The sequence below is a fragment of the Pseudomonas sp. H2_D02 genome, assembly GCF_054677635.1.
Genome location: NZ_CP162816.1, coordinates 4,262,324 through 4,281,724 on the forward strand (window position 1 = coordinate 4,262,324; position 19,401 = coordinate 4,281,724).

At 62.3% G+C, this 19,401-nt stretch carries 11 protein-coding genes and 2 pseudogenes; all 13 read left to right on the top strand.

Annotation, left to right across the window (positions count from 1 at the left end):
* Positions 1-189: 189 nt before the first annotated feature.
* The 13 genes and pseudogenes from AB4N42_RS19455 to AB4N42_RS19515 all read left to right on the top strand — a co-directional run bounded on the left by AB4N42_RS19455 (position 190) and on the right by AB4N42_RS19515 (position 19,259).
* A complete protein-coding gene (locus tag AB4N42_RS19455; protein WP_198796972.1) occupies positions 190-636 on the top strand; it encodes a DUF411 domain-containing protein in 447 nt (148 codons plus the stop codon).
* The gene (locus AB4N42_RS19460) at positions 636-1,070 is read left to right on the top strand and encodes a YqaA family protein (RefSeq protein WP_258650802.1); all 435 of its coding nucleotides are present in this window, start codon (positions 636-638) and stop codon (positions 1,068-1,070) included. Before AB4N42_RS19455 ends, AB4N42_RS19460 begins: the two co-directional genes overlap by 1 nt.
* 86 nt (positions 1,071-1,156) lie before the next feature.
* Positions 1,157-2,188 carry an alpha/beta fold hydrolase gene (locus AB4N42_RS19465; protein WP_460115184.1) on the top strand — a complete coding sequence of 344 codons (1,032 nt, stop codon included), beginning with the start codon at positions 1,157-1,159 and terminating at the stop codon, positions 2,186-2,188.
* A gap of 11 nt (positions 2,189-2,199) precedes the next feature.
* Entirely contained in the window at positions 2,200-3,162 is a 963-nt protein-coding gene (locus AB4N42_RS19470; protein ID WP_030142742.1) for a D-2-hydroxyacid dehydrogenase family protein, read from the top strand.
* A 618-nt stretch (positions 3,163-3,780) separates the two neighbouring features.
* Positions 3,781-5,352 (top strand): glycogen synthase GlgA, encoded by a 1,572-nt coding sequence (gene glgA, locus AB4N42_RS19475; protein ID WP_460115185.1) that lies wholly within the window; start codon positions 3,781-3,783, stop codon positions 5,350-5,352.
* A gap of 8 nt (positions 5,353-5,360) precedes the next feature.
* Positions 5,361-7,164 (top strand): annotated as a pseudogene (gene treZ / locus AB4N42_RS19480) (malto-oligosyltrehalose trehalohydrolase).
* A pseudogene (gene malQ / locus AB4N42_RS19485) lies at positions 7,161-9,240 on the top strand (4-alpha-glucanotransferase). Before treZ ends, malQ begins: the two co-directional pseudogenes overlap by 4 nt.
* A complete protein-coding gene (locus AB4N42_RS19490) occupies positions 9,237-12,023 on the top strand; it encodes a malto-oligosyltrehalose synthase (RefSeq protein ID WP_460115186.1) in 2,787 nt (928 codons plus the stop codon). The pseudogene malQ and the gene AB4N42_RS19490 overlap by 4 nt, the downstream one beginning before the upstream one ends.
* A gap of 20 nt (positions 12,024-12,043) precedes the next feature.
* Positions 12,044-12,397, top strand: a complete 354-nt coding sequence (locus tag AB4N42_RS19495) for a DUF2934 domain-containing protein (RefSeq protein ID WP_030142747.1) — start codon at positions 12,044-12,046, stop codon at positions 12,395-12,397.
* A 149-nt stretch (positions 12,398-12,546) separates the two neighbouring features.
* Positions 12,547-14,706 carry a glycogen debranching protein GlgX gene (gene glgX, locus AB4N42_RS19500; RefSeq protein WP_030142748.1) on the top strand — a complete coding sequence of 720 codons (2,160 nt, stop codon included), beginning with the start codon at positions 12,547-12,549 and terminating at the stop codon, positions 14,704-14,706.
* A 259-nt stretch (positions 14,707-14,965) separates the two neighbouring features.
* Entirely contained in the window at positions 14,966-15,730 is a 765-nt protein-coding gene (locus tag AB4N42_RS19505; protein WP_030142749.1) for a PIG-L deacetylase family protein, read from the top strand.
* Positions 15,731-15,869: 139 nt separating this feature from the next.
* On the top strand, positions 15,870-16,670 hold the full coding sequence (locus AB4N42_RS19510; protein ID WP_460115187.1) for an endonuclease/exonuclease/phosphatase family protein: 801 nt from the start codon (positions 15,870-15,872) through the stop codon (positions 16,668-16,670).
* Positions 16,671-16,838: 168 nt separating this feature from the next.
* Complete coding sequence (locus AB4N42_RS19515) at positions 16,839-19,259, top strand: autotransporter family protein (protein WP_460115188.1); 2,421 nt, start codon at positions 16,839-16,841, stop codon at positions 19,257-19,259.
* Positions 19,260-19,401 lie beyond the last annotated feature (142 nt).

Sequence of the window (19,401 nt, forward strand, 5' to 3'; positions counted from 1 at the left end):
CTCGCGAAAGCATCGGATCAGCCTACATCAATGTTGGATGTTCGACGGCTATCGCGAGCAAGCTCGCTCCCGCAGGGTTCTGTTCCGTCTCCAACCTGACAATTCTGTAATCCGTCCCTCAGCCTACCGTCAGGCGCTCGCCGCTAGTCTGTTATCCTTCCAAACTTCGTCGCCAAGAGACCGTTCCCCATGGCCAATCCCCTGCACCTGCTCGCCCTGAGCGCCGTTTTTATCTCCACCCTGGCCCAGGCCGCCGAACCCGTCACCATCGACGTGCACCGCGACGCCAATTGCGGCTGCTGCAAGAAATGGATCTCCCATCTGCAAGCCAACGGTTTCAAGGTCAACGACCATGTCGAGGCCGACATGAGTTCGGTCAAGCAGCGCCTGGGCGTGGCGCCGAACCTGCGCTCCTGCCACACCGCCGAGATCAACGGCAAATTCGTCGAGGGCCACGTGCCGGCCGATCAGGTGCTGGCGATGAGCAAGCGCGATGACTTGCTGGGCGTGGCCGCGCCGGGCATGCCGATGGGCTCGCCGGGCATGGAAATGGATGGCATGGGCGATGCCTATCAAGTGATCGGGCAGAAGAAGGACGGCACGCAAACCGTCGTGGCGGATTATCCAGCCCACTGATGGCTGGCGTTTATGTCGGGCTTTTCCTGACCGCGTTTGGCGCAGCGACCCTGCTGCCGCTGCAATCGGAAGCGCTGTTGGTCGGCCTGGTGCTCAGCGAGCGTCAAGCAGCCTGGCTGCTGATGGGGATCGCGACCTTGGGCAATGTCCTGGGTTCGCTGATGAACTGGTGGCTGGGGACCCGCCTCGAACAGTTCAAGGATCGCCGCTGGTTTCCCGTCAGCCCTTCCCACCTGGACAAGGCGCGTCGGCATTATCAACGCTACGGGTACTGGTCCCTGTTGCTCAGTTGGCTGCCGATCATTGGCGATCCCCTGACACTGGTGGCGGGCGTGATGGGTGAGCCATGGCGACGCTTCCTGTTGATCGTCACCCTCGCCAAGGGCCTGCGTTATGGCGTGCTCGTGCTCGCGACCCTGGGCTGGATGGGTTGAACGTTCCAGCGGTTCGGTTGCCTGTGATTAATGTCGCCATAATCGAGCCGTTCCAGGATCGGCCGGGTGCCTCAAGGAGATTGATCATGCCGCGTTTGACCACCCGCTGGCTGCCCAGCCTGTTCTTGCTCGCTGCCCTGCCGATGTTCGCCCAGGCCGAGACGCCACCCGAAGGCCCCGCCTATGGGCCGCAGCTCGAAGGTTTCGAGTATCCCTACACGCTCAAGCATTTTTCCCTCCAGTCCCAAGGCAAACCGTTGCAGATGGGCTATATGGACGTGCCTGCCCAAGGCAAGGCCAACGGGCGCAGCGTCGTGCTGATGCATGGCAAGAACTTCTGCGCCGCCACCTGGGGCGACTCGATCAAGGCCCTCAGCGAGGCCGGTTACCGGGTCATCGCCCCGGACCAGATCGGCTTCTGCACCTCCAGCAAACCGGACCATTATCAGTACAGTTTCCAGCAGTTGGCGACCAACACCAACACCCTGCTCAAGGCGCTTGGCGTGCAGAAGACGATCGTTGTCGGCCACTCCACCGGCGGCATGCTCGCCACCCGCTACGCCTTGCAGTTCCCCGACCAGGTCGAGCGCCTGGCGATGGTCAACCCGATCGGCCTTGAAGACTGGAAAGCCCTCGGCGTGCCCTACCGCACCGTGGACCAATGGTATGAACGCGAGTTGAAACTCAACGCCGAGGGCATTCGCACCTACGAACGCAACACCTACTACGGCGGACGCTGGAAGCCGGAGTTCGACCGTTGGGTAGACATGCTCGCTGGGCTCAACAAGGGACCGGGGCACACGCAAGTCGCCTGGAACTCGGCGCTGATCTACGACATGATCTTCACCCAGCCGGTCTATTACGAATTCAAGAACCTCAAGGCGCCAACGCTGCTGCTGATCGGCACATCCGACACCACGGCAATCGGCAGTGACATTGCCCCGCCGGCCGTAAAAGCCAAGCTTGGCCACTACGAGGTGCTCGGCAAGCAGGTCGCGCAATTGATCCCTCGGTCAACGCTGGTGGAGTTCCCCAACTTGGGGCACGCGCCCCAGATGGAAGAGCCGGATCGGTTCCACAAGGCCCTGCTCGGCTGGCTGGACAAACCCATTCCCTGACGAGGTGTTCCATGGCGGTGCAAATAGCGGTCATCGATGATTGGCAAGGCGTGGCGCAAGACATGGTGGACTGGTCGCCACTGGACAGCATTGGCCAGGTAACTTTTCTCCACGATTACCCCGCCGATCAAGACACTCTCGTCTCGCGCCTGCAAGGCTTCGATGTCATTTGTGTGATGCGCGAACGGACCCGTTTCGATGAAGCACTGCTGCGTCGCCTGCCCAACCTCAAGCTGTTGCTGACCGGCGGTATGCGCAACGCTGCGCTCGATCTCAAGGCTGCCACGGCGTTGGGAATCCAGGTCTGCGGGACCGACAGCTACAAGCACGCCGCGCCCGAACTGACCTGGGCGCTGGTCATGGCCCTGACGCGCAACCTGGTCCCGGAAGCCAACGCGTTGCGTGCCGGGCTGTGGCAGCAGGGCCTGGGCGGCGATCTGCATGGCAAGACCCTGGCGATCCTTGGCCTCGGCAGCATCGGCACGCGCGTGGCGCAGTTCGGCCAGGTGTTCGGCATGCGGGTAATCGCCTGGAGTGAGAACCTGACCGCCGAACGAGCCGCCGCGGCCGGCGTGACCTATGTCGACAAACAGGCGCTGTTCGAGCAGGCCGATATTCTTTCGATCCACTTGGTGCTCAGCGACCGCACCCGAGGTCTGGTGGATGCCCAGGCGCTGGGCTGGATGAAGCCTGAGGCGCTGCTGGTCAATACCGCTCGCGGGCCGATCGTCGATGAAGCTGCGCTGGTCGAGGCACTTGAGCACAAGCGTCTGGCCGGTGCGGCCCTGGACGTCTTCGCCGAGGAACCGCTGCCATCCGGTCACCCGTTTCGGACCCTGGACAATGTTCTGGCGACACCCCACGTGGGTTATGTCAGCCGACAGAATTACCAGCAGTTCTATGGCCAGATGATCGAGGATTTGCAGGCCTGGGCAGCCGGCAAGCCGATTCGGGTGTTGACCCCCACAATCTGAAAATCCGCTAGTACCCTGTGGGAGCGAGCTTGCTCGCGATAGCGGTGGACCAGTCGCACAACCATGACCTGACACACCGCTATCGCGAGCAAGCTCGCTCCCACAAGGGGGCATGCAAGCGCTCGTCCTGAAAGCCATCAAAACGCCTCCATGCCGCCCGCCCCTTAATGGTGCGCAGCGCCGCTGAACCGCGCACGCGATTGAACCATCGCCCTTCCATACACCCCGACTGTTTCAAACAAGCTGCATTTCGTCGGCTCGAATTCCCCTACGTCGTGTAAGACATTGCCGACAGTTCGCGTGATTGTCCGACAATTCGACGAAGCGAACCGCACCGCTCTAGCTTCTGACCTAGACTGCCGAACCGAGGGGAAAACCGACCGGTCATCCGGAGGAAAAAAAGTCGAAACTTTTCGCAACGGCGACAGGTCAGGTTAGAGGAAGGGCAACAACGGCTGGAGCATTCCTTGCAACGGCCCCCTCACCTGATTCGCTTCGCCGCATTGGGCAGCGCTTTGCTCTCCTTGCGTAGCGCTCGTGCGCCTGGCCGCAGGATTCGGCCAATGAAACAACAGCTCTGGCGCTTGCCGGAAACAGATCGAGAAATAGGAGTTATTTATGATCAGTGCTGCCTTGGAACCACAGCAAGTCCGTTCTCAACTACCGCCGGCGGCCGAATCGCCGACGGCACCGGTGTTGGCCACCGGAGGCAAGGCACTGCTACCTGTCGTTCGACAGAATCCCAATCGCAAGAAAATCCTGTTCGTGACGTCGGAAATCGCCGACCTGGTCAAGACCGGCGGCCTGGGTGACGTCTCCTCCGCGCTGCCCCGCGCCATGGCCGGTCTGCACGACGTGCGGATATTGATCCCCGGCTACCCGCAAGTCATGAACAGCGGCAATCCTATTCATATCATCGGCGAACTGGGTGGCCACGCAGCGCTTCCTCCTTGCAAGATCGGTCGCATGGACATGGCCGACGGCTTGGTGATCTACGTACTGATCTGTCCCGAACTCTACGCTCGCGAAGGTTCTCCTTACGGCGCCAACAACGGTCGCGACTGGCCTGACAACCACATCCGCTTCGCCCGCCTGGGCCTGGCCGCCGCCGACATCGCCGCCAACCTGGCGCAGATCCACTGGTGCCCCGACCTGGTCCACGCCCATGATTGGCCAGCAGGGCTCGCGCCGGCCTATATGCACTGGCGCGGCCAACGCACCCCGACCCTGTTCACCATCCACAACCTGGCGTACCAGGGCGTGGTCAGCCTCGCGTCCTGCCCTGAATTGGGTATCCCGGAACATGCTCTGCAACAGGAGGGCATGGAGTTCTACGGCAAGCTGTCGTTCCTCAAGGCCGGCATGGCCTATTCCAGCCACATCACCACCGTCAGCGCCACCTACGCCCAGGAAATCACTACCCCGGCGTTCGGCTGCGGCCTCGACGGGTTCCTTGCTTCCAAGACTCAACAAGGCCTGCTCAGCGGCATCCCCAACGGCATCGATGAAAGCTGGGATTCGGCCACCGACTCCCACTTGCTGCGCCAGTTTTCCATAGGCGATTGGGATGGCAAGGCCGCCAACGCCGCTCATGTGCGCGATCTGTTCGGCCTGGAGGATTCCACCGGCCCGCTGTTTGCCGTGGTGTCGCGCCTGGTCTATCAGAAAGGCCTGGACCTGACCGAGGCCGTGGCCGAGTTCATCGTCGAGTCCGGTGGGCAGATCGCGATCATCGGTCGTGGCGAGCCGGAAGAAGAACAGGCCATGCGCGAACTGGCGCTGCGCTTCCCCGGGCGCATCGGCGTGCGTATCGGCTTCAACGAGACCGACGCGCGGCGGATGTTCGCCGACAGCGATTTCCTGCTGATGCCTTCGCGCTACGAGCCCTGCGGCCTGAGCCAGATGTACGCCCAACGCTTCGGCTCGCTGCCCGTTGCACGCAACACCGGCGGGTTGGCGGACACCATCGAGGACGGCATCACTGGTTTCCTGTTCGATGAGTCGACCGTGGAGAGCTACAAGCAGGCCTTGAGCCGCGCGTTCAAGGTTTTCGAATTCCCCGAACTGCTCAATGCCATGCGCTGCCGCGCGATGTCGGCCCCCTTCAACTGGAGCAAGGCCGTAGAACCCTACGCCGAACTCTATGAACAACTGGTCGCTAAATCATTGGGAAAATCGGCTAGACAATGAGGTAACCGATGCCGTCAAGGATGCCTGAAACCCGGACCCACGGCGCGGTCTTGCTTGATCCAGAGCACACCCGTTTCGCCCTGTGGGCCCCTGATGCGTTTTACGTCAGTGTCGAACTCGACACTGGAGAATCCATACCGATGCTGCCCCAGGCCAATGGCTGGTTCATGATCCAGGCCCGTTGCGCCGCCGGCGACTCGCTACCGCTACAACATCGACGGGGAACTGGAAGTGCCTGACCCCGCGTCCCGGTCCCAGGACGGTGATATCGACCGCCACAGCGTGGTGGTCGACCCCCATGCTTATCAATGGCGCCACACCAGTTGGTGCGGTCGCCCCTGGTACGATGCCGTCATCTACGAACTGCACGTCGGCGCCCTCGGCGGTTTCGAAGGCGTCGAGCAACAACTCGCTCGCCTGGCCGGGCTTGGCGTGACGGCCATCGAACTGATGCCGCTGGCGCAGTTTCCCGGCGATCGCAATTGGGGCTACGACGGTGTACTGCCCTACGCCCCGCAAGCCTCCTACGGCACGCCGGACCAGCTCAAGCACCTGATCGACAGCGCCCACGGCCATGGGTTGGCCGTCATCCTCGACGTGGTCTACAACCACTTTGGCCCCGACGGCAATTATCTGCATCGCTACGCCAAGGGGTTCTTTCGCGAAGACAAGCACACGCCCTGGGGCGCGGCGATCGACTTCCGGCGCCGCGAGGTCCGCGACTTCTTCATCGACAATGCCCTGATGTGGCTGCTGGAATACCGTTTCGACGGCCTGCGCCTGGACGCCGTGCACGCCATCGAGGACCCCGATTTCCTGCAGGAACTGGCCGCCCAGGTGCGTCAGCAGGTGGACCCGACGCGGCATGTCTGGTTGACCGTCGAGAACGAACACAACCAGGCCAGCCTGCTGGAACAGGGCTATGACGCCCAATGGAACGATGACGGGCATAACGCCCTGCACGTCCTGCTCACGGGCGAGACCGACGCCTACTACGCCGACTACGCCGAGCAACCGACGGAAAAACTCGCGCGCTGCCTGAGCCAGGGCTTCGTGTTCCAGGGCCATACCAACCGCCATGGCGAATCCCGTGGCGAACCCAGTGGCCACCTGCCGCCGAGCGCGTTCGTGCTGTTCCTGCAGAACCACGACCAGATCGGCAACCGTGCCCTCGGTGAGCGCTTGCATCAACTGGCCGCGCCACAGGCCCTGCAAGCGGCGACGGCGTTGTTGCTGCTGTCGCCGATGATTCCGTTGATGTTCATGGGCGATGAAGTCATCGCCGACCAACCCTTCCTGTTCTTCACCAGCCACCACGGTGAACTGGCGGAGCTGGTGCGCGAAGGCCGACGCAACGAGTTCAAGGCTTTCAGCGCCTTTGCCGATCCCGAAAAGCGTGCGCGAATCCCTGATCCGAATGCGGCCAGCACCTTCGAGGCCTCTCGACCAACCCTTGAAGCACACCAGCCGGAGCAACTGGCCTGCGAAGCGCTTTATCGCCAATTGCTGAAAATTCGCCGTGAGCAAATCGTCCCGCGCCTGCCCGCTGCCCATGCCTTGGGTGCCGAGGTGCTGGGTCATGGCGCGGTGAGCGCACGCTGGCAACTGGGCGACGGCAGTGTGCTGCGTATCGACCTGAACCTCAGTGACCAAGCCGTCGAACACAGCGCACCTCACGAGGCACAGATTCTTTTCGAACATCCACCGCAGGCCATGGGTCTGTTGCAACAGGGGGTTCTCACACCCCATAGCGCGCTGGTCAGTCTGACGCAAGCGGCCACCTTGCCCACAATTACTGGAGAGCGCCTATGAGCGATGCGCAACTGGAAATCCTCGCCGGCCGAGCGGGCCTGGCGGTGGACTGGATCGATGCCAATGGCCGAGCCCAGAAAGTATCACCGGCCGTGTTGCGCTCGGTCCTGACCGGCCTGGGTCATCCCGCTGGCAGCGCCCAGGAAATCGATGCCAGCCTGCTGCAGTTGCAGGAAGATCAACAGAACCATCGCCTGCCCCCGCTGATCACGGCGGATGTCGGGGTCAATGTCGATTTGAGCCGCTATTTCGAGCCCGGCACACCTTGCGAAATCCAGCTTGAGGACGGCGCGACACTGAATTCGAAACTCGATGCCGCTGCTGCCTTGCCGGGGATCGTGCCGGTGGGTTACCAGCATGTCAGCATCCAGGGCCAGCACTTCACCTTGGCCGTGGCCCCGGCTCGCTGCTACAGCGTGGCGGATGCGGTCGATGACCCGACACCTCGGGCCTGGGGCCTGAGTGCCCAGCTGTATTCGCTGCGCCGCCCGGGTGATGGCGGCTTCGGCGACACCCAGGCCTTGGAAGAGTTGGCGCGAGTGGCCGGCGAACGGGGTGCCGACGCGCTGGCCATCAGCCCGATGCATGCGATGTTCAGCAGCGACACCGGACGCTACAGCCCCTATTCACCGTCCAGCCGACTGTTCCTCAACAGCCTGTACGCCGCGCCGGGCACCATCCTGGGCGAGCGTGCACTGCGCACCGCCATCGACGCCACGGGCCTGGCCAATCAACTGCAGAATCTTGAGCAACAGCCACTGATCGATTGGCCGGTGGCCGCCGAGGCCAAGCAACGGATTCTTCGTGCGCTATACGACGGTTTCAGCCAGGGCGAGCATCCGCTGCACGAGGATTTCAGCAGCTTTCGCCACAGCAGTGGCGAAGCCCTGGAAAACCATTGCCGCTTCGAAGCCCTGCAGGCCGAGCGCGCCGCCCGGGGCGAAAGCCTCGACTGGCGCCGATGGCCCGCAGAATGGCGCGATCCGCGCAGCGCCGCAATCGCCCGTTTCGCCGAGGAAAACGCCGATGAAATCGGCTTCTACGCCTTCTGCCAATGGCTGATTGCCCGCTGCCTGGAACGCGCCCAGAGCGCGGCCAAATCCAGTGGCATGGGTGTCGGCCTGATCGCCGACCTGGCGGTGGGCGCCGACGGTGGCGGCAGCCAGGCCTGGAGCCGGCAAGATGAATTGCTCGCGTCGCTCACCGTCGGCGCACCGCCCGACATCCTCAATCGCTCGGGCCAGGGCTGGGGCATTTCGGCCTTCTCCCCCGAAGGGCTGGTACGCAATGGTTTCCGCGCGTTCATCGAGATGTTGCGGGCCAATTTTGCTCACGCGGGTGGCTTGCGCATCGACCACATCATGGGCCTGCAACGGTTGTGGGTGATCCCCAACGACGCGCCCCCCACCGACGGCGCCTACCTCTATTACCCCATCGATGACCTACTGCGCCTGTTGGCCCTGGAGTCCCATCGTCACCAGGCCATCGTGCTGGGCGAGGACCTTGGCACCGTGCCCGACGGCCTGCGGGACAAGCTCATCGCTCGCTCCATCCTGGGCATGCGCGTGCTGTTGTTCGAACAGGACAATACCCATTTCAAGCCCATCCTCGATTGGCCGGACAACGCCCTCGCGACCACCAGCACCCATGATCTGCCCACGCTCAATGGCTGGTGGCACGGCCATGACATCGATTGGAACGCCCGGCTGGACTTGATCGATTCCCACACCGAGATGGATTGGCGCCGAGCACCGCGAGCGTGAACGCGACGGGCTGCGCAACGCGCTGAACCAGGATCCGCAGAATTTTCGCGAGGAACATCGCGAAACCGACCAGGTGCTGGACGCCAGCGTGCGTTTCCTCGGGCATACCCGTGCGCCACTGGTGTTGCTGCCGCTCGAAGATGCCCTGGGCGTCGAAGAACAGGCCAACCTGCCCGGCACCACCGACACCCACCCCAACTGGCGGCGGCGCCTGGCTTTGGACAGCCGGGCGCTGCTGGACGACCCGGACGCCGCGCGGCGTCTGGAAATACTCGCCTGCGCGAGACTTCAGGCGAACGAGCGTGACCGATGAACCAGACATTGATTCAACCGCTGCGGGCGACCTTGCGCCTGCAATTTCATAAAGGCTTCACCCTGGACGATGCCATCGCCCAGGTGCCGTACTTCGCTTCCCTGGGCATCAGCCATCTCTATGCTTCGCCGCTGCTCAAAGCCCGCGCCGGGTCCATGCACGGGTACGACGTGGTCGATCCGACCCAGGTCAACCCGGAACTCGGTGGCGAGGCTGCGCTCAGGCGCCTGGTGGCCACCTTACGCGAGCATCGGATGGGCCTGATCCTCGACATCGTGTCCAATCACATGGCCGTTGGCGGCAATGACAACCCTTGGTGGCTCGACCTGCTGGAATGGGGGCGCCTGAGCCCTTATGGCGAATTCTTCGACATCCAGTGGCATTCACCCGACCCGCTGATGGAAGGCCAGTTGCTGTTGCCTTTCCTTGGGAGCGACTACGGCGTGGCCTTGCAGGAAGGCACCCTGAAACTGCGCTTCGACGCCGGTCAAGGCAGCTTCTTCGTCGAGCACTATGAACACCGCTTTCCCATTTGCCCGATGCAGTACGGCGAGCTGCTCAAACCCTCGGACAATCTGCCACCGGAACAGGTCGACTCGCTCAGGGCGCTGGCCGAGCGTTTCACCACGCTGAACTACCAGACCGACGCCCATTCCCTGGCCCAGCCCCTGCAACAGGAGCTGCGAGACCTGGCTTCCCAGCCGGGCATGCTTGGCGCGATCGAAGACAACCTGCGCGGTTATGATTCGCTGGAGTCCGACGGCTTCGAACGCCTACATCAGCTACTGGAACGCCAGAGCTACCGCCTCGCCAGTTGGCGCACGGCGGCGGATGACATCAACTGGCGGCGCTTTTTCGATGTCAATGAACTGGGTGGCCTGCGGGTCGAACGCCCGGCGGTGTTCGAGGCGACCCACACGAAAATCTTCGAGCTGATCGCCGAGGGACTTGTGGACGGCCTGCGGATTGATCACATCGATGGCCTGGCCGACCCTCGCGGTTACTGCCGCAAGCTGCGCCGTCGCGTCGACTCGCTTTCGCCCTCGCGGCACCTGCCGATTTTCGTCGAGAAGATCCTCGGCGATGACGAAACGCTGCGCCGCGACTGGAAGGTCGACGGCAGCACCGGTTATGAGTTCATGAACCAGATTTCGCTGCTGCAGCATGACCCGGCCGGAGCCGAACGTCTCGCCGAATTCTGGAGCCGAAACAGCGAACGGCCCGCGCATTTCATCGATGAAGCCCGCCTGGCCCGCCAGCAGATTCTCAACGGTTCCCTGGCCGGGGATTTCGAGAGCGTTGCCCAGGCCTTGTTGCAAGTCGCCCGGGACGACGTGATGACCCGCGACCTGACCCTCGGCGCGATTCGCCGGGCGTTGCAGGAATTGATCGTGCACTTCCCGGTGTATCGCACCTATATCAGCCCCTTGGGTCGCTCCGCCGAGGACGAGGTATTTTTCCAGAAGGCTCTTGAAGGCGCCCGGCAAACCCTCAGCGAAGCCGACTGGCCCGTACTCGATTGCCTGGCCAACTGGCTCGGCGGCATGCCTTGGCGCCAACGCCCGAGGGGAAGCCAGCGTAAACGCCTGCGGCATGCCTGCGTGCGCTTCCAGCAACTGACCTCGCCAGCCGCCGCCAAGGCGGTCGAGGACACCGCGCTCTATCGCTCGGCGGTGCTGCTGTCACGCAACGACGTGGGCTACAACACCGAACGGTTCAGCGCGCCGGCGCAGGAATTCCACGACGCCTGCATCGAACGGCTCAAGCATTTCCCCGACAACCTGATCACCACCGCCACCCACGACCACAAGCGCGGCGAGGACACCCGTGCCCGGCTGGCGGTGATCAGCGAACGTCCGGACTGGTACACCACGTGCGTGGAGCAATGGCGCATCCTCTCGCCGTCGCTGCACAGCGACCCCGCGGCGCCGTCGGCCGGCGATGAACTGATCCTCTACCAGGCGCTGCTCGGCAGTTGGCCCCTGGACCTCGACCTGCAGGATCAGAAAGCCCTGGGCGACTACGCCGAACGCCTGTGGCAGTGGCAACGCAAGGCGCTACGCGAGGCCAAGCTGCAAAGCAGTTGGGCGGCGGTCAACGACGCCTACGAGCAAGCCACCCAGATGTTCCTTGAACGGCTATTGCTGTGCGATGAAGGCCTGCCGTTGCGTTGCGCCATCGCCGAAGCCGTCCAGGCCATTGCTCCGGCAGGCGCCCTCAACAGTCTGGCGCAAACTTTGCTGCGCATGACCGTGCCCGGCGTGCCGGACCTGTACCAGGGCAACGAGTTCTGGGACTTCAGCCTGGTGGATCCCGACAACCGTCGCCCGGTGGATTTCCCGGCCCGCCGCGAGGCGATGCAGGCCGACAGTTCACCCGTGGCGCTGCTGCGCGACTGGCGTGACGGTCGGATCAAGCAGGCGCTGATCGCGCGCACGCTGGCCCTGCGGTCCGAGTACTCGCAACTGTTCCGCCAGGGCAGCTACCAGCCGCTGTCGGTGCTAGGCGAACACGACGGGCGAGTACTGGCCTTCATGCGCGAGCACAAGCAGCAACGGGCAATCGTGGTGGTACCGATTCACACGGCCAGCCTGCTGGAAAACAGTGCCCTGCCCCAGGTCACTGCATCGGACTGGGGCGATACCCGCGTGTCGTTACCGTTTGCCGCCGAGGACGAAAAACTGAAGGGACTTTTTGCAAGCGCAACAGTCACACCCCAAAGGGAGCTGATGGTCAGCGCCGCGCTGGGGGATTTCCCGGTCAATGTCTTTATCCAATCTTGAGTCAAGTCAGGAGCACTGCGATGAGTACCGACGATAAACGCATTCGTGAATTTGCCTACCAGATCTGGGAGTCCGAGGGTAAGCCCGCCGGGCAGGAAAAGCGTCACTGGGAGATGGCGCGCAAACTGGCGGAAGCCGAAGCCCTGGCACCGAGCAAACCGCCCAAGGCTGCGAGCAAGACCGCCGCCAGCAAAACGGATGGCGCCAAGCCCGCCGCGGCCAAGAGCCCCGCTGCCAAGGCCGCCACGAAAAGCACGACGCCCAAGGCCAAACCTGCTGCGAAACCTTCCGCAGCAACCGCTGCGGTGGTCCCGCCTGCTGACAAGGCCCCAGCGAAAAAGCCACGAGCGGCGCGCAAACCACCAGCGGTCTGATCCTCCGAACTCATCGTTTTCAATCCTGTCCTTCTTTCAACGAAGGGGCTCGCCTGTGGCCTGGGGATTCGTCTCCTCGCCACAAGCATCGGGCACCACCCTGCCCCACGTGCACCGCATTACCGAATCTGTCTTTTGCAGGAGCAACTATGACCCGTCCAAAGAAAACCACGCCGCCGCCCGTTATCGAGGCCTCGCGGATTCGTGAAGGGCTGCCGTTTCCGCTCGGCGCGACCTGGGATGGCCTGGGGGTCAATTTCGCGTTGTTCTCAGCCAACGCCACAAAGGTCGAACTGTGTATTTTCGACGACGCCGGCGAAGTCGAGCTCGAGCGTATCGAACTGCCGGAATACACCGATGAGATCTACCACGGGTATCTGCCAGACGCGCATCCCGGGCTTATCTACGGTTATCGGGTCTATGGCCCTTATGACCCAGAGAATGGCCATCGCTTCAATCCCAACAAGTTGCTGATCGACCCCTATGCCAAACAATTGGTTGGCGAGCTGAAGTGGTCTGAAGCGCTGTTCGGCTACACCATCGGCCACCCGGACGGCGACCTCAGCTTCGATGAGCGCGACAGCGCCCCGTTCGTGCCCAAGTGCAAGGTCATCGACCCGGCCCATACTTGGGGCCATGATCACCGGGTCACCGTGCCGTGGGACAAGACCATCCTGTATGAAACCCACGTGCGCGGCTTCACCATGCGCCACCCTTCGGTGCCGGAGAACTTGCGAGGCACGTTCGCCGGCCTGATGGTCGACGATGTGCTCGAACACATTCGCAAGCTGGGCGTTTCCTCGGTGGAGCTGTTGCCCATCCACGCCTTCGTCAACGACCAGCACCTGCTGCACAAAGGCATGACCAACTATTGGGGCTACAACAGCATTGCCTTCTTTGCCCCGGACCCGCGTTACCTGGCCAGCGGCAAGATCGCCGAGTTCAAGGAGCTGGTCGCGCACATGCACGAGGCCAACCTCGAAGTCATTCTCGACGTGGTCTACAACCACACCGCCGAGGGCAATGAACAGGGCCCGACCCTGTCCATGCGCGGCATCGACAATGCCTCGTACTACCGGCTGATGCCCGACGACAAACGCTATTACATCAACGACTCCGGCACCGGCAACACGCTGGACCTGAGCCACCCCTGCGTGTTGCAGATGGTCACCGACTCCCTGCGCTATTGGGCCACGGAAATGCATGTAGACGGTTTCCGCTTCGACCTGGCAACCATCCTCGGCCGTTACCATGACGGCTTCGACGAGCGCCACAGTTTCCTCGTTGCCTGTCGACAGGACCCCGTGCTGCGCCAGGTGAAAATGATCGCCGAGCCTTGGGATTGCGGTCCTGGCGGCTATCAGGTCGGACGTTTCCCGCCGGGCTGGGTCGAGTGGAACGACAAATTCCGCGACACCGTGCGCGCCTTCTGGAAAGGCGACGACGGCCAACTTGCCGACTTCGCCAGCCGCATGACTGCTTCGGGCGAGATGTTCAACCAGCGTGGGCGCCGGCCATACGCCTCGGTGAACTTCGTGACCGCCCACGATGGCTTCACGTTGCATGACCTGGTGTCCTACAACGATAAACACAACGAAGCCAACGACGAGAACAATCAGGACGGCAGCAACAACAACCTGTCTTGGAACCACGGCGTGGAGGGTCCGACGGACGATCCGCAGATCAACGCCCTGCGCCATCGGCAGATGCGCAATTTCTTCTCGACCTTGCTGCTGGCCCAAGGCACACCGATGATTGTCGCCGGGGACGAATTCGCCCGCACCCAGCATGGCAACAACAACGCTTACTGCCAGGACAGCGAGATCGGCTGGGTCAACTGGGACCTTAGCCAGGATGGCGAGGCGCTGCTCAAGTTCGTCAAGCGCTTGATCAAGCTGCGCCTGACCTATCCGATCCTGCGGCGCGGACGCTTTCTCGTGGGCAACTACAACGAGGACATCGGCGTCAAGGACGTCACCTGGCTGGCCCCGGATGGCAGCGAGATGACCATCGAGCAATGGCAGGACAGCCACGGTCGCTGCCTGGGCATGCTGATGGACGGACGCGCCCAGGAAACCGGCATCCGCCGCAAAGGGGGCGACGCCACGTTGCTGCTGGTGGTCAATGCGCACCATGACATCGTCAATTTCCGCCTGCCGGAGGTACCTGAAGGCAGTTTCTGGACCTGCATGGTGGACACCAACCAACCCTTGGTGCGCGGCCAGGAGCGTTTTGAATTTGATTGCGAATATTCAGTGACCGGACGTTCGCTATTGTTGTTCGAATTGCAACGCGAAGAAGAGGACTAAGCGCAGGCGATACACGGCGACAAGACGGCGGAAACCGCAAGGACGCGATTTCTGTCGCAATGCAGCGCAGTTCGAACGCAAAAAATGCAGTTCAGATACACATTCCGACGCGACGAATCCGTCAGCATGGTCAATACTTTCCCTGCGCGAAGATCCAGGACTCGGATCAGCGCAAATCACAGTCAGGCCCTTACGGGCAACAATGGGCGGCCGGCCCACTGTGTGACTGCACGATTGAACACGACAAGGACGTACTCCGATGAAACCAGCCTCTCACTCGCAAGGCCGGCAGCACCCGCAGATATGGAACAGCTCGCCGCAACTGGCCGACATTCCCATCATCAGTACCCAGACCTTGATCCCATCAGGCGCCCGCGCGGTCATCCTGGCTCCGCACCCCGGCGATGAGGTCGGTGCCTGCGGCGGCCTGCTCCAATTGCTGAGCAACCTGGGCCAACCCATGCTGTTGATCTCGGTCACCGACGGCCTCCCAAGCCCTCCCGGCTCGCCATTATGGTCCGATGAACGACTGCGCACATTTCGCCCGCATCCCCAGGAAAGCGTGGATGCCCTGCACCGCCTGGGCGTACCGTCCCACGGGCTGCAGTGGGTGCGCGGCGGTTTTCCGGAGAAAGGCCTGGCTGAACATGAAGCGCAACTGAGCGCATTCATCCGTCATCACCTGCGACCCGGCGACGTGGTATTCAGCACCTGGCGCATGGATGGCGACAGCGACCACGAGACGGTCGGCCGCGCCGGAGCCCAGGCCGCCGACAATATCGGCGCGGCCTTCAATGAGCTGCCCGTATGGGCCTGGCATTGGCCCGTCCGCGAGCAGAACAAGATTCCTTGGCACCGAGCGCGCAAGTTACGCCTGGACGTCTGGACCACCGCACGCAAACGTCACGCCATGCATGCCTACACCAGCCAACTGAACGGCGAGCCCGCCAACGGCATCGCACCGCTCGTGCCGCGGGTCATCCTCGACCGCATGGGCATGCCCTATGAAATCGTCTTTATCTAATCCCCAGGACCTGTGGGCCCGAGCAAGCTCGCGCCCACCTGGTTTTTTATCGTTCACAAAACCCTGCCCATCAAGAATTCCGGAACTGCCGCAGCCGCCGTCAGTCGCATGAACAGAGACGTCTGATTCAGGAGTGAACGTGACTCGCGATCCCGACTGGCGGGCCGAAGAATCAGTACCGCTGGGAGCGCCCGCGGCGATTCATCGACTGCGTGTTCTGACGGTGAATACACACAAGGGCTTCACTGCCCTGAACCGCCGCTTCATCCTGCCCGAGCTGCGCGAAGCGGTGCGCAGCACGGGCGCTGACCTGGTGTTCCTGCAGGAGGTGCTGGGCGAACATGATCGTCATGCCACGCGTTATGACAATTGGCCCCAGACATCCCAATACGAATTCCTGGCCGACAGCATGTGGAGCGACTTTGCCTACGGCCGGAACGCGGTATACCCGGACGGCCACCATGGCAATGCACTGCTTTCCAAGTACCCGATCCGCCAGTTTCGCAACCTCGACGTGTCGATCACAGGCCCCGAGCGGCGTGGGCTTCTGCATTGTGTGCTGGACGTACCGGGCCACGCCGAAGTCCACGGCATCTGCGTGCACCTGAGCCTGCTGGAGAGTCATCGCCAATTACAACTCAAGTTGCTCTGCAGGCTCCTCGACTCCCTGCCGGAAGACGCTCCGGTCATCATCGCTGGCGATTTCAACGACTGGCAATTGCGCGGCAACGTCACCCTCGCCCGTCGCCAATACCTGCATGAGGCCTTCGAACAGCACCACGGTCGCCCCGCCCGGACCTACCCGGCCCGATTCCCCCTGCTGCGCCTGGACCGGATATACCTGCGCAACGCCACCAGCCACGCCCCGCAAATACTTGGCAACAAACCTTGGACGCACCTGAGCGATCATCTTCCACTGTCGGTGGAAGTCCATCTGTAGCGGCCAGGCCTGAGCGCATCCACCTGTAAGATCTGACAGTAGCGACCCTCTTCGTTCGTTGTTAGCGTGCTTTGCATACAGCGAGCGTTGCCGGGCCCTGTGTGCCATCTGTCGTGCAACCCATGCTGAAACAGGCATGCCATGGATGCCCATGCAGAGGGATAGCACATGAGTCGGCGCGATCGGCATTTCAATCGCTTGTTGAATGTCTTGTGGGTGGCAGCTCCGCTCCTGCTGCCCGTCTCATCCACCATGGCGGCTTGCACGCTGGTACCCACGGCAGGCGACGACACCTATGTTTGCGACAGCGCACCCGCCGCCGCAGCCCTGACTGACCTGTCGGGTAACAACGACCTGACCGTCTCAGGCAGCGGCCTTATCCAGGGCGACGTTACCTTCGACGCCGGAAACGACCGCGTTCTGATCAATGCCAACGGCGTGATCGACGGTGACGTCGAGCAAGGTTCAGAAGAAGACGCGTTCGAAATGAACGGCGGCCGAATTCTGTCCCTGTCACAGGGCGATGGCATCGACAGGTTCCTGATGACGGGCGGCACTATCGTCGATGCCTTCGAAGACGGCGACGTTGCCAAGATGACCGGTGGCACCATCGGGCGAGTGAACATGAAGCTGGATGACAACGTCTTTGACATGTCGGGCGGGAATATCATTGGCAATTTGGTGACGGGTTTTGGTCAGGACACCATCATCGTGTCGGGAGGACGCATCGGGGGCAACATCAGTGTCAGCGATGGCAACGACAGCATCAGCGTGAGCGGTGGTGAGATCGTGGGTGAAGTTCGCACCAGCCTTGGCAATGACCGATTGGAGTGGAGCGGCGGCCTGATCCACTCGGCCGTTTTGATGGGCGCCGGTAATGACACAGCCTCGTTGCGCACCCTCGATGAGGCAGCGTTGATGGTTACGCCACGGGTAGACGGCGGGTTGGGCCAGGACGCCCTTGCGCTGGAGGGCACCACTTCAAGCATGGGCGCCCGCTATGTCAACTTTGAAACCATCAAGCTTTCCCAGGGCTCGCGCCTGGACCTGGGCGATACGCTTGTTCTGGGCGACAGCACGACGGGCACGGGGGTGGTTGAAATCGACAGCAGCAGCGTGCTGACAGCGACTCAAGGCATCATCGCGCCGTTCTCTGCTGGGCAGATGACCACACTCGACAACGCCGGGACAATTGATCTTGCCAGCGGTAACACCCGCACCAACGATACCCTCACCGTGCAAGGCAATTACGCAGGCAACGGCGGTCAGTTGCGCCTGCAAACAGTGCTAGGGGCCGATGACTCACCGAGCGACAAACTGATCGTCAACGGTGGCATGCTCACCGGCAGCACGGCCATTACCGTCACGAACCTGGGGGGCTCCGGTGCCTTGACCGCCCAGGACGGCATCGAGCTCGTCCAGGCCCAGGGTGGTGCCGTCAGCGACAGCGGTGCCTTCTCCTTGGCGCAATCGGTCTCGGCGGGGGCGTTCGATTACCGCCTGTTCAAGGGTGGCGTGACCGGCAACGCCAACAATTGGTACCTGCGCTCAACGGTAGTGGCCGGCCCGGTGGCCGCGCCCAGCCCAAGGCTGCCGCCCTTGCCAGTCGCCGTACCAGGCGCCGCGCCGATTCCGCTGTATCGCCCGGAAGTACCGACCTGGTCGGTATTGCCTCCGGCGGCGGCGCAACTGACCCTGATGGCCCTGGGCACGTTCCACGATCGCCAGGGCGATCAACGCCTGCTGACGGAAACTGGCACGTTTGGCGCAGGTTGGGGCCGAGCCTATGGAAAGGACCTCGACCAGACCTGGGCCGGCACGGTGACACCGCGCTTCGATGGCTCCATCAAGGGCTTTCAGGTGGGTAATGACCTATACGCTGCGCCGACCTCCGACGGCCAGACCCAGCGCATCGGCTTTTTTGTCGGGCATACGGAGTTGAACGGCAACGTCGACGGCTTCAACCTCGGCTTCAAAGGTCGACGCGCCGGCAAGGTCGAACTCGACGGCGACAGCTACGGGCTCTACTGGACGTTGATCGATCCATCCGGCGGCTATCTCGATGCGGTGGTGATGGGCACTCGCTTGAATGGCGATAACCGCTCCGAACGCGGGCTAAAAATCGATAATCGCGGGCATGCCTTGACCCTGTCGGCGGAGTCTGGCTATCCGTTTGCGGTTTCACGTGGCTGGGTCCTTGAGCCCCAGGCCCAGATCATTCATCAGAAAATCACCCTGGGCACGCAGGACGACGGGATTTCCAAGGTCAAGTTCGATTCCGACAGCACCTGGACCGCACGCTTCGGCGCGCGACTCAAAGGCTCTTATCGAGTCAGCGACATACCCGTCGAACCTTATCTGCGGGCGAACATCTGGCACACCTTTTCAGGCACCGATACGGTAACTTTCGACGGTGCCCAACGCATCGAGACCGAACAGCGGGCCTCCACGGCGGATCTGGGCGTTGGCGTTATCGTTAGCCTGGCAACCTCGGTCAGTGCCTATGCGGGTGTGGACTACAGCAACAATCTGGACAGCAACCAACAACGCAGCGTGGCTGGGAATGTTGGTGTGCGGATTAGTTGGTGAGGCGAAACGACGAGGATTTGACGCCCAGAATAGGTCGATTTTATAACCGTAAAATCATTGGGTTAGCGCTAGGTGATTTCACTCTGCCATTTGTCGGCCAATTTCTTGACGTGACCGCAACGGTCCTCTTGACTACAACGTA

Coding starts and splice junctions, on each gene's coding strand:
- AB4N42_RS19455 (WP_198796972.1), top strand. CDS start 190: ATGGCCAATCCCCTGCACCTGCTCGCCCTGAGCGCCGTTTTTATCTCC.
- AB4N42_RS19460 (WP_258650802.1), top strand. CDS start 636: ATGGCTGGCGTTTATGTCGGGCTTTTCCTGACCGCGTTTGGCGCAGCG.
- AB4N42_RS19465 (WP_460115184.1), top strand. CDS start 1,157: ATGCCGCGTTTGACCACCCGCTGGCTGCCCAGCCTGTTCTTGCTCGCT.
- AB4N42_RS19470 (WP_030142742.1), top strand. CDS start 2,200: ATGGCGGTGCAAATAGCGGTCATCGATGATTGGCAAGGCGTGGCGCAA.
- glgA (WP_460115185.1), top strand. CDS start 3,781: ATGATCAGTGCTGCCTTGGAACCACAGCAAGTCCGTTCTCAACTACCG.
- AB4N42_RS19490 (WP_460115186.1), top strand. CDS start 9,237: ATGAACCAGACATTGATTCAACCGCTGCGGGCGACCTTGCGCCTGCAA.
- AB4N42_RS19495 (WP_030142747.1), top strand. CDS start 12,044: ATGAGTACCGACGATAAACGCATTCGTGAATTTGCCTACCAGATCTGG.
- glgX (WP_030142748.1), top strand. CDS start 12,547: ATGACCCGTCCAAAGAAAACCACGCCGCCGCCCGTTATCGAGGCCTCG.
- AB4N42_RS19505 (WP_030142749.1), top strand. CDS start 14,966: ATGAAACCAGCCTCTCACTCGCAAGGCCGGCAGCACCCGCAGATATGG.
- AB4N42_RS19515 (WP_460115188.1), top strand. CDS start 16,839: ATGAGTCGGCGCGATCGGCATTTCAATCGCTTGTTGAATGTCTTGTGG.